Source organism: Bacillus jepli (assembly GCF_047238305.1).
Classification (GTDB): Bacteria; Bacillota; Bacilli; order Bacillales; family Bacillaceae_L; genus Ferdinandcohnia.
This window is the reverse complement of record NZ_JBDFMO010000001.1, coordinates 3,679,159-3,689,919: the sequence shown is the minus strand read 5'-3', so window position 1 is coordinate 3,689,919 and position 10,761 is coordinate 3,679,159. Positions and strand designations below refer to the sequence as shown.

The 10,761-nt window shown below is 38.3% G+C and carries 8 protein-coding genes; 7 read left to right on the top strand and 1 reads right to left on the bottom strand.

Features of this window, described 5'->3' with window-relative positions:
- Positions 1-16 precede the first annotated feature (16 nt).
- Positions 17-1,729, bottom strand: a complete 1,713-nt coding sequence (locus ABC371_RS18870) for an Rqc2 family fibronectin-binding protein (RefSeq protein WP_412898200.1) — start codon at positions 1,727-1,729, stop codon at positions 17-19.
- 354 nt (positions 1,730-2,083) lie between these two features.
- Here ABC371_RS18870 and ABC371_RS18865 point away from each other — a divergent pair, with 354 nt between their 5' ends.
- The 7 genes from ABC371_RS18865 to priA all read left to right on the top strand — a co-directional run bounded on the left by ABC371_RS18865 (position 2,084) and on the right by priA (position 10,716).
- A complete protein-coding gene (locus ABC371_RS18865; protein WP_412898199.1) occupies positions 2,084-4,777 on the top strand; it encodes a calcium-translocating P-type ATPase, PMCA-type in 2,694 nt (897 codons plus the stop codon).
- 191 nt (positions 4,778-4,968) lie between these two features.
- Positions 4,969-5,844, top strand: a complete 876-nt coding sequence (locus ABC371_RS18860; protein ID WP_412899392.1) for a YicC/YloC family endoribonuclease — start codon at positions 4,969-4,971, stop codon at positions 5,842-5,844.
- A gap of 60 nt (positions 5,845-5,904) precedes the next feature.
- Complete coding sequence (remA, locus tag ABC371_RS18855; RefSeq protein ID WP_116350633.1) at positions 5,905-6,168, top strand: extracellular matrix/biofilm regulator RemA; 264 nt, start codon at positions 5,905-5,907, stop codon at positions 6,166-6,168.
- 12 nt (positions 6,169-6,180) lie between these two features.
- Positions 6,181-6,798, top strand: a complete 618-nt coding sequence (gene gmk / locus ABC371_RS18850; protein WP_412898198.1) for a guanylate kinase — start codon at positions 6,181-6,183, stop codon at positions 6,796-6,798.
- Positions 6,798-7,031, top strand: a complete 234-nt coding sequence (rpoZ, locus tag ABC371_RS18845; RefSeq protein WP_412898197.1) for a DNA-directed RNA polymerase subunit omega — start codon at positions 6,798-6,800, stop codon at positions 7,029-7,031. Before gmk ends, rpoZ begins: the two co-directional genes overlap by 1 nt.
- A 71-nt stretch (positions 7,032-7,102) precedes the next feature.
- Complete coding sequence (gene coaBC / locus ABC371_RS18840; protein WP_412898196.1) at positions 7,103-8,302, top strand: bifunctional phosphopantothenoylcysteine decarboxylase/phosphopantothenate--cysteine ligase CoaBC; 1,200 nt, start codon at positions 7,103-7,105, stop codon at positions 8,300-8,302.
- Positions 8,302-10,716, top strand: a complete 2,415-nt coding sequence (gene priA / locus ABC371_RS18835) for a primosomal protein N' (protein WP_412898195.1) — start codon at positions 8,302-8,304, stop codon at positions 10,714-10,716. Before coaBC ends, priA begins: the two co-directional genes overlap by 1 nt.
- The last annotated feature ends 45 nt before the right edge of the window (positions 10,717-10,761 follow it).

Below are 10,761 nucleotides of genomic sequence, written 5' to 3'. Positions count from 1 at the left end.
CCCTAGGAATTCGTTCCTAGGGTTTTCTAAGTTTTAGTATTACATCCTCTTCTGGAGTTACATATACAGTTTGTTGATTGTCATAGATTACATAGCCTGGCTTTGAGCCATTAGGTTTTTTGACATGACGAACCAATGTGTAATCTACCGGTACGGAGGATGAATTTTTTGCCTTGCTGAAATACGCTGCAATGGTTGCAGCCTCTAGGATCGTTTCATTTGTTGGTTGCTTACTTCTAATAATGACATGTGAACCTGGAATGTCTTTTGTATGAAGCCAAATATCGTCTCTAGCTGCTAATTTATTGGTTAAATAATCATTTTGTTTATTATTTTTACCAACGAGGATGTCGGTCCCATCACTCGCTTGATAATGCTCAATGGACGGTTTCGTCGGTTTTACTTTTTTATGCCCTTTTTGTTGTTTGTTCTTAAGGTAGCCTTCCTCCATAAGTTCCTCACGAATTTCCTGTAAGTCCTTTGGTGCAGCAGATTCAATTTGTTGTAACAGAGAGTCAAAATAAGCAATTTCTTCGTTTGCTTTTTCTATTTCATGCATTACATACGCAACAGCATTCTTTGCCTTCTGGTACTTTGAAAAATAGCTTTGAGCATTTTCAGATGGCGTTTTTTGCGGACTTAAAGGGATTGTGACCATCTCATTTTCTTCGGAATAGTAATTTAACACTCGTGCTTCCTTGTCGCCCCGAGAAATTGCATACATATTGGCAGTCAATAGCTCACCAAATAGTTTATATTTTTCAGCTTTTTCGGATTCCACTAAAGTTGCTTCAAGCTTTTTAATCTTCTTTTCATTTTTCGATTTTTCATTCGCGATAAACCGTTCCAAATCGTTTCCTTGCTGCTTTACCCTATCTCGTTCTGCCTTTCCAAAATAATAACGATCAAGCATTTCACTAATTGAAGCGAATTCTTTAGCTTCACCGCCAATATGCTGTAAAGGAAGGATATAGAAAAAGTCCTTCTGACCTTTTGTAATGATTTGTGGAGTAATTTGATGTTGCATTAAGGCAGCAATCATCGATAAAAATGGTCCAGGCAATGTTTTACGATTGGCGATCCCAGCTCGAAATACGACTTCTTTAGCAAATAGCGGAGAAATGCCAGAAAACTTATTCACAATTTGCTGATCTAATTTACCAGCATTAAAATCGATTTTTGACAAAAATAACTCTTCGTCGACTGTATAAGGATCAGTCTTTTCTTGTGCTGGTGGTGCAACATATGTATACCCAGGTAACACAGTACGGTGTCGATTGACCGCTGGTGAAACATGCTTGATGCTATCTAAAATGGTTTGTTTTTGGGCATCAACAAGAATGATATTGCTATGTCTACCCATAATTTCAATGATAAGTTGTTTAAATGAAACATCACCAAGTTCATTTCGACCCTTAATATCAAAGATGATAATTCTGTCCATGTCTACCTGACGAATATTTTCGATGATGCTACCCTCAAGATGTTTACGCAGTAGCATACAGAACATCGGTGGTTCATGTGGATTATCGTATAATTCATTTGTCACATGAATACGCGCGTAACTAGGGTGAGCTGAAAGCAATAGCTTTTGATTCCTACCATTTGAACGAACCTGAAAAATTAATTCATTTTTATACGGTTGATAGATTTTTGAAATTCTTCCGTTTTCTAGTGTTTGTTGTAATTCATTCACGATTTGATTAGTGAATATCCCATCGAATGTCATCTCAATATCCTCTTTTCTATATCAATAGAAGGCCGACCTTCTACATCTCATTAACAATTGTACCAACAAAACGGTAACTTAGAAAAAGTATAGCATTTTTTGGGACGAGACTGAATAAGCTTTCATAGATAGAACATTATTCATCAGAAGTTTTCCACTTCTAATGATTTTGTTCAAGCCTCCGGCGGATGCCACGATTTTTCAAAGGAAATTTTTCAATCGTAAGACCAAAGACTAGGAACGCCACTTCCTGTGGCAACGTCTTTGTGACCCACATCGTGTGGGCCGAAAAAAATCGGGCGGCAAATACGCCAAGGCGCATTTGATTTATTGTGAGGGGTGTGTAAAAGACGGATGAAGTGGTATGAGCTTAGGTCAGAAGAAGTCGAAAAAAAAGTTAATACAAGCCTTTCCAGCGGTCTTTCCGACCAAGAAGTGAAACAGCGACAAAAGCAATTTGGATATAATGAATTGAAGGAAGCAGAACGCCCTTCAGCACTTTTGCTTTTTTTAGCTCAGTTTAAGGATTTCATGGTTCTTGTATTACTTGCTGCAACCCTTGTTTCCGGGTTGTTAGGGGAATACATCGATGCTATTGCTATAATGGCGATTGTCTTAATCAACGGGTTTTTAGGTTTTTTTCAGGAACGAAAAGCAGAAAAATCGCTTGAAGCCTTAAAGGAGCTTTCAGCACCTCAAGTGAATGTATTCCGAAATCATGAATGGGTACGAATTCTTTCTAAAGAACTTGTGGTAGGGGATATTATCAAATTCACTAGTGGCGACCGGATTGGTGCAGATATCCGATTAGTGAATGTGAAAAGCTTAGAAATTGAAGAATCTGCATTAACAGGGGAATCTGTTCCAGTTACAAAACACGTTGAACCTATTCGTGATGATGATGACGTTTCACTCGGGGACCAAGAAAATATGGCGTTTATGGGTACAATGGTAACGCGTGGTAGTGGTGTCGGAATTGTAGTGGGTACAGGTATGAATACCGCAATGGGTCAAATTGCTGAGCTTCTTCAAACAGCACAAGGGATGATCACGCCATTGCAAAGAAGATTAGAGCAGTTAGGGAAAATCTTAATAACAGTTGCATTATTTTTAACTCTTTTAGTCGTCATTGTAGGTGTGATAAATGGACATGAAGTTTATGAAATGTTCTTAGCGGGAGTTTCATTGGCTGTTGCTGCTATACCTGAAGGACTTCCTGCAATTGTTACGGTTGCCCTTTCATTAGGTGTTCAACGGATGATTAAGAAAAATGCAATTGTCCGTCGTTTACCAGCTGTTGAAACATTAGGCTGTGCATCCGTCATTTGCTCCGATAAGACAGGAACAATGACACAAAATAAAATGACGGTTACACATTTATGGTCTGGCGGCAAAACGTGGACCGTTTCAGGTACAGGCTATGATATAAATGGAAAATTTTTTGCAGGAGAAACCGAAACCAAACCTTCCGATCATAAAACTCTACAACAATTATTAACTTTTGGAGTTTTATGTAACAACGCTTCATTAAAACGAACGGGTGATGACATTATTGTTGATGGTGATCCGACTGAAGGAGCTCTTCTTGTAGCGGGTATTAAGGCTGGGTTCTCGAATGAATTTTTAGCAAACCAATTTGATATCGTTGAAGAATTCCCATTTGATTCTGCAAGAAAAATGATGAGTGTCATTGTTAAGGATCGTTCAGGAAATCAATTTGTGGTGACAAAAGGTGCACCAGATGTCTTACTTGGTGTAAGTAAATCGGTCCTTTGGGACCATAAACAACAAATATTATCACGAGATTACGAGAATAAGATTAAAGATGCGATTGAAGGACTAGCTTCAAATGCACTTCGTACAATTGCGGTTGGTTTTAAACCACTACGTCCAAATCAACAAATAGTATCTGAACGCGAGGCAGAAAGGGATTTAACCTTTATTGGAATTCAAGGGATGATTGACCCTCCACGTCCAGAAGTAAGAGCAGCTGTTAAAGAGTGTAAGGATGCAGGTATAAAGACAATCATGATCACAGGTGACCATCTCATTACAGCTAAAGCAATTGCTACTCAGCTTGGAATTCTACCAGCAGGTGGTCAAGTGCTAGATGGAAATGCTCTTTCAAAAATGGATGTTGAAGAGCTAGAGAACATTGTTGATGATGTCTACGTATATGCAAGGGTATCTCCTGAACATAAACTAAAAATTGTTAAAGCGCTTCAAAGCAGAGGTCATATTGTTGCAATGACGGGTGACGGGGTAAACGATGCTCCTGCAATTAAAGCTTCTGATATCGGAATTGCGATGGGGATTACCGGAACAGATGTTGCGAAAGAAGCTTCATCACTAGTATTGCTTGATGATAACTTCGCAACCATTCGTGCAGCGATTAAGGAAGGTAGAAATATCTATGAAAATATTAGAAAGTTTATCCGATATTTATTAGCTTCAAATGTTGGGGAAATTCTAGTAATGTTGTTTGCGATGCTAATGGCTCTTCCATTGCCACTCGTACCAATTCAAATTCTTTGGGTCAACCTTGTGACAGATGGATTACCAGCGATGGCTCTTGGACTTGACCAACCAGAGGGTAATTTAATGAAACATGGTCCCCGACATCCAAAAGAAGGAGTATTTGCAAGAGGCCTAGGTTGGAAAATCATAAGTCGCGGTTTCTTAATCGGTATTGCTACACTAGCTGCCTTTATGGTAGTGTATCATCGAGACCCTAATAATCTGGGTTATGCACAAACAATCGCGTTTGCAACACTTGTCCTGGCTCAGTTAATCCATGTATTTGATTGTCGAAGCGAGCGTTCTATTTTTCATCGAAACCCATTCCAAAATATGTATTTAGTATGGGCGGTTATCTCATCTATTCTTTTAATGTTAATTGTCATTTATTATCCGCCACTACAACCAGTTTTCAAGACATATGCGATCGAACCAAGAGATTGGCTTCTAGTAATTGGAATGTCTGCAATACCAACATTCCTACTTGCAGGATCGTTATTAACAAGCAAAAGGTCCGAAGCTCGTGCATAAATTCGAGCAAGACTTGGAATTTAAACATAAAACTGTGTTATAATTCATGAGGTGATGGAGTTCAAACTCTATTACCTTTTTTCATTGGTTTAAAACTATTCGCTTTTAAAAAACAATGGTAAAATAAAAATTGTTATGATGAACGTGTACATATAAAGAAATACCTGTTATGAAGGAATGGATGTGATATGATGATTGCAAGTATGACAGGTTTTGGACGTGCCATAAAAGAATCCAATGCATTTTCCGTACAGGCTGAGTTGAAATCTGTAAACCATCGATTCTGTGAAATCAATGTAAGATTACCTAGACAACTACTGTTCCTTGAGGATAAAATAAAAAAAGCAATAGGCGAGTATGTAAAAAGAGGGCGTGTGGAGGTATTTCTTACAATCGAAGGTGAAGGACTTGTTACAAAAACAGTCTCCATTGATTGGGAATTATTAGAAGCCTTAGTAACATCAACAAAGCAAATCCAAGATAAATACCAGCTTACTGATCAAATCACAACCGGGCAGCTGCTTTCAAATGAAGATATTCTCTCCATTGAAGAAAAAGAAACGGAAAACCAGGAACTGGAAACCGTCGTTCTAGAGGTTATTGAAAGTGCAGCACTGCAGTTGAGACAAATGAGAGAAGTTGAAGGTAAGGCGTTAATCGAAGATATTTTTTTATTTCTTGGGCAAATTGAAGAGAACATACATACGATCAAAGAATATGCACCAAACGTAGTTTCTCATTATCGTGACCGTATCGAAAAAAGAATTAAAGAGTATATCGGTAATGAATTTGATGATAATCGAATTCTTACAGAAGTTGCATTATTTGCGGAAAAAGCGGATATCAGTGAAGAATTAACACGACTTGAAAGCCATATAAGTCAATTCAGGGAAACTGTCCAAACAAATGAGCCTATTGGTAGAAAGCTTGATTTTATCGTTCAGGAAATGAATAGGGAGATCAATACAATTGGTTCAAAAGCAAATGATTCTTTAATTGCAAAACATGTAGTGGAAATGAAAAGCTTATTAGAGAAAATAAAAGAGCAAGTTCAAAATGTTGAATAAGCTTGATTAGTAAGCCATTTTCGCGGCAAAAATAGAGGGGTACATAATGGGGGAGATTAAGTGCAAATCAAATTAATAAATATCGGATTCGGGAATATTGTCTCGGCCAACAGAATTATTTCTATTGTTAGTCCTGAATCTGCTCCGATTAAGCGAATTATTCAAGATGCAAGGGATCGAGGGATGCTCATTGATGCTACATATGGAAGAAGGACTCGCGCTGTTATGATTATGGATAGTGACCACATTATACTATCTGCAGTCCAGCCTGAGACAGTTGCACAAAGACTATCAAAAGAAGAAGAGCTAACAGACGAAGGGTAGGGTTAAGGACGAATGAAAGAAAGAGGTTTACTAATTGTTCTATCAGGGCCATCTGGTGTGGGAAAAGGAACTGTTCGAAAAGCCATTTTTTCACAGCCTGATACAAAATTTCAATACTCCATTTCAATGACCACGAGAAAACCTCGAGAAGGTGAAGTGGATGGTGTCGATTATTTCTTTAAATCGAAAGAGGAGTTTGAAGAATTAATCAAAAATAACAAGCTTCTTGAATGGGCAGAGTATGTGGGGAACTATTATGGAACTCCAATTGATTATGTCGAATCAACCTTACAAGAAGGGAAGGATGTATTTCTAGAAATTGAAGTTCAAGGTGCACTTCAAGTAAGAAAAGCGTTCCCAGAAGGTTTATTCATTTTCTTAGCTCCACCTAGTCTGAAAGAATTAAAGAACAGAATCGTTACGAGGGGTACTGAAACTGATGATTTAATTCTTAACAGAATGAAGGTTGCAAAAGAAGAAATTGAAATGATGGACGCTTATGATTATGTGGTTGAAAATGATCAAGTTGAGCTTGCCTGCGATCGGATTAATGCAATCGTTACTGCTGAACATTGTCGACGCGACCGTGTGGCAAGACGCTATAAACAAATGCTGGAGGTTGATTTTTAATGTTAGACCCATCTATTGACTCATTATTAAATAAATTAAATTCCAAATATACGCTTGTGACAGTTGCTGCTAAAAGGGCAAGAGTCATGCAAGAAAAAAATGATGGAATGGTACAGAATCCTGTATCCTTTAAGTCAGTTGGTAAAGCACTAGAAGAAATCGATGCGGGTCTTCTTTTTTATTCAACTGATAAGAAGACTGATGTTGATACAACACCAACAATTAATGAATAACCGAAAATAACAACCTCTCTTGTAGGTTGTTATTTTTTTACAAAATATGCTTTTTGTTAAGGGGGATTCAAATGCTCAATAAAAATATACTACTCTGTGTTAGTGGTGGGATTGCTGTATATAAAGCTGCAGCATTAACAAGCAAGCTAACTCAAGCTGGGGCTAATGTAAAAGTGATCATGAGTGAATCTGCAATGAAATTTGTCACTCCGCTAACATTCCAAGCACTATCAAGAAGTGATGTGTACTTTGATACCTTCGATGAAAAAAATCCTGCAGTTATTGCTCATATTGACCTTGCTGATTGGGCTGATCTTGTCGTTGTTGCACCTGCAACAGCAAATTCAATCGGTAAGCTTGCAAATGGAATTGCAGATAATATGATTACTACCACATTGCTTGCAACCACGGCTCCTGTCTGGATTGCTCCGGCGATGAATGTCCATATGTATGACCATCCAGCAGTAAAACGCAATATCGAAATTTTAGCTAAGGATGGGTATCAATTTATTGAACCGTCAGAAGGTTATTTAGCCTGTGGATATGTTGGAAAAGGGCGACTTGAAGAGCCAGAAAAAATAGTCGAACTCATAACTGCTCATTTTTCGGAGCTACCATTACTTCAAGGTAAAAAGATCTTAATTACGGCAGGACCAACTCGCGAAAGGCTTGACCCCGTTCGTTTCTTTACAAATCGTTCTACTGGAAAAATGGGTTATGCCATAGCTGAAGCAGCAAATAATATGGGTGCAGAAGTAACCTTAATTTCTGGTCCGACTACTCTTCCGGCACCCCCTAATGTAAGAGTTATTCGTGTTGAATCTGCAGAAGAGATGTTTACACAAGTCATGGCCTTTTATAAACAAAGTGATATTGTCATTAAATCAGCAGCTGTTGCAGATTATCGTCCAAAGCAAGTCTATGATGGGAAAATGAAAAAAAAGAGCGGGGATCTCGTTTTAGAGCTTGAAAGAACAACTGATATTTTAAAAACATTAGGTAAACAAAAGGAACACCAATTTTTAGTCGGTTTTGCAGCGGAGACAGACAATATTGATGAATATGCAAAACGGAAACTATCATCCAAAAATCTTGATATGATTGTTGCAAATAATGTAACCACACAAGGAGCGGGATTTGGTACGGATACAAATCTTGTAACAATCTACAAAAAGGATGGAACCTTCAAAGAACTTCCGTTGATGACAAAGCTTGATGTTTCTAAAGCATTACTTCGTGAAGTGAAGTTGATGATGGATGGCGAAATATAATGAAAATTGCTAGCATTATAGTCGATGTTCCTGCCATGCAAACAGATAAACCATATGATTACATCGTTCCTGACAAATGGAGTGACATGATTGTGCCTGGGATGAGGGTAGTCGTGCCATTTGGTCCTCGTAAAGTACAGGGGTTTGTTATGAGTCTATCAAACAAGGCCGAAGTAAATAAGCTGAAGGAAATTCACACCGTGCTTGACCTCACACCTGCTTTGAACGAAGAGCTTCTTCATATTGGCAAATGGTTAACGGAAAAAACACTATGCTTTACAATATCTGCTTTACAAGCAATGCTTCCATCCGCCATGCGGGCGAAATATGAGAAGGAAATAAGACTTCTTGACTCATCAAAAAGACAGGATTTAGATCCGGCGATTCAGGCTTCTTTTGAAAAGAATGATGAGGTTCATTGGGAAGAGGCTGAAAAAAATGATTTATTGCATATTTACCAAAAAGATATTAAAAAAGGACTTCTCGAGGTTGTCTACAAGGTAAAAAATCGTAGCAATAAGAAAACAATGAAACAGGTGCAGCTATCACTCTCGATAGAAGAAACTGAAAATGTGGTCCAGGAGCTACCGGCGACAGCAAAAAAACAAAAACAAGTACTTGAATTTTTTCTGAAAAATAATCAGCCAATCTTTTTAAAGGAACTTTTGCAAGAGGTTGGTGTAACGGACAGTACAATTCGAACAATGGTGAAGAAAGGGTATATTTCCGAACAAAATGTTGAAGTTTATCGAGATCCTTATGCGGACAAGCATTTTGAGCAAACGACACCAATGCCCTTGACAAGTGAACAGCAAAAGGCCATCTCTCCGGTTCTTGCTTCAATCGAAGATGTCCTCCATAAGGTATTTTTAATGTATGGTGTTACCGGAAGTGGAAAGACCGAGGTTTATATGCAGGCTATTGACGCTGTCCTAAAAAAGGGAAAAGAAGCGATTGTCCTTGTTCCTGAAATTTCCCTAACGCCACAGATGGTAAGTCGATTCAAGGGACGCTTTGGTTCCCGCGTTGCTGTGATGCATAGTGGACTCGGTATTGGCGAGAAATACGATGAATGGCGAAAAATTTATCGTAAGGAAGTAAGTGTTGTAGTTGGAGCAAGATCTGCGATATTTGCTCCGTTTGAAAATATTGGGATCATTATCATTGATGAAGAACATGAGTCAAGCTATAAGCAGGAAGATAATCCAAGATACCATGCGAGAGACGTCGCGATTTTTCGTGGTCAGTTGCATAATGCTCCTGTCATTTTAGGAAGTGCAACACCCACTCTTGAATCCTTTGCACGTGCTTCAAAAAATGTCTATGAACTTCTTACATTAAAGGAGCGAGTCAATCATAGACCGTTGCCGACTGTTGAAATTGTCGATATGCGTGAGGAGTTACGTAATGGAAATCGTTCGATGTTTTCAGGTGCCCTTTTTGAAAAATTAACAACAAGACTTGAACGAAACGAACAGTCGGTTTTATTTTTAAATAAACGTGGACACTCTTCTTTCGTTATGTGTAGAGATTGTGGCTATGTCGCAAATTGCCCGCATTGTGATATTTCATTAACTTATCACCGACCACATCACCGCTTGAAATGTCATTATTGTGGCTATGAAACATTCATGCCTAATACATGTAATGAATGCGGTAGTGAACATATCCGTTTTTTTGGAACGGGTACGCAAAAGGTCGAAGAAGAACTTGCAAAAGTTTTACCTGAAGCAAGGGTAATCCGAATGGACGTCGATACAACGAGTCGAAAAGGGTCCCATGAGAAATTATTGAAGGAATTCGGTGAAGGAAGAGCGGATATTTTATTAGGAACACAAATGATTGCAAAGGGATTAGATTTTCCGAATGTCACATTAGTTGGCGTACTCACTGCAGATACGATGCTCAATCTACCCGATTTTCGTTCCTCAGAAAAAACATTTCAGCTTCTCACACAGGTTAGTGGAAGAGCGGGACGCCATGAGTTACCTGGTGAGGTTGTCATTCAAAGCTATACACCTGAGCATTATAGCATCGAACTTGCAAGTCATCATAATTATGATGGATTCTATCAAAATGAAATGCGCATAAGGAAGGCTCATGCTTATCCACCTTTTTACTATTTGGCATTAGTCACAATAACTCATCCCGAGCTTACGAAAACGGTGGATGTTGCTGAGAAAATTGCAATCTATTTAAGAAATTCTTTATCCAATCAATCCATCATCTTAGGTCCGGTGACCTCACCGATTGCCCGAATTAATAATAGATATCGATATCAATGCATGATAAAATACAAAAATGAGCCAAATCTGAATAAGCTTTTAAAAGGGATTTTGGATCGTTACCAAAGAGAAATTGCACAAAACTCACTCACATTATCAATTGACTTAAACCCATATATTATGATGTAGTTTAAAGTTGAGAAAAAAGAGAGAGACTAGTAAAAAAGTAGAATG

Bases quoted from the DNA above. Each gene is read 5' to 3' on its own strand.
- gmk (WP_412898198.1), top strand. From the start codon at position 6,181: ATGAAAGAAAGAGGTTTACTAATTGTTCTATCAGGGCCATCTGGTGTG.
- ABC371_RS18860 (WP_412899392.1), top strand. From the start codon at position 4,969: ATGATTGCAAGTATGACAGGTTTTGGACGTGCCATAAAAGAATCCAAT.
- coaBC (WP_412898196.1), top strand. From the start codon at position 7,103: ATGCTCAATAAAAATATACTACTCTGTGTTAGTGGTGGGATTGCTGTA.
- ABC371_RS18865 (WP_412898199.1), top strand. From the start codon at position 2,084: ATGAAGTGGTATGAGCTTAGGTCAGAAGAAGTCGAAAAAAAAGTTAAT.
- priA (WP_412898195.1), top strand. From the start codon at position 8,302: ATGAAAATTGCTAGCATTATAGTCGATGTTCCTGCCATGCAAACAGAT.
- rpoZ (WP_412898197.1), top strand. From the start codon at position 6,798: ATGTTAGACCCATCTATTGACTCATTATTAAATAAATTAAATTCCAAA.
- ABC371_RS18870 (WP_412898200.1), bottom strand. From the start codon at position 1,729: ATGACATTCGATGGGATATTCACTAATCAAATCGTGAATGAATTACAA.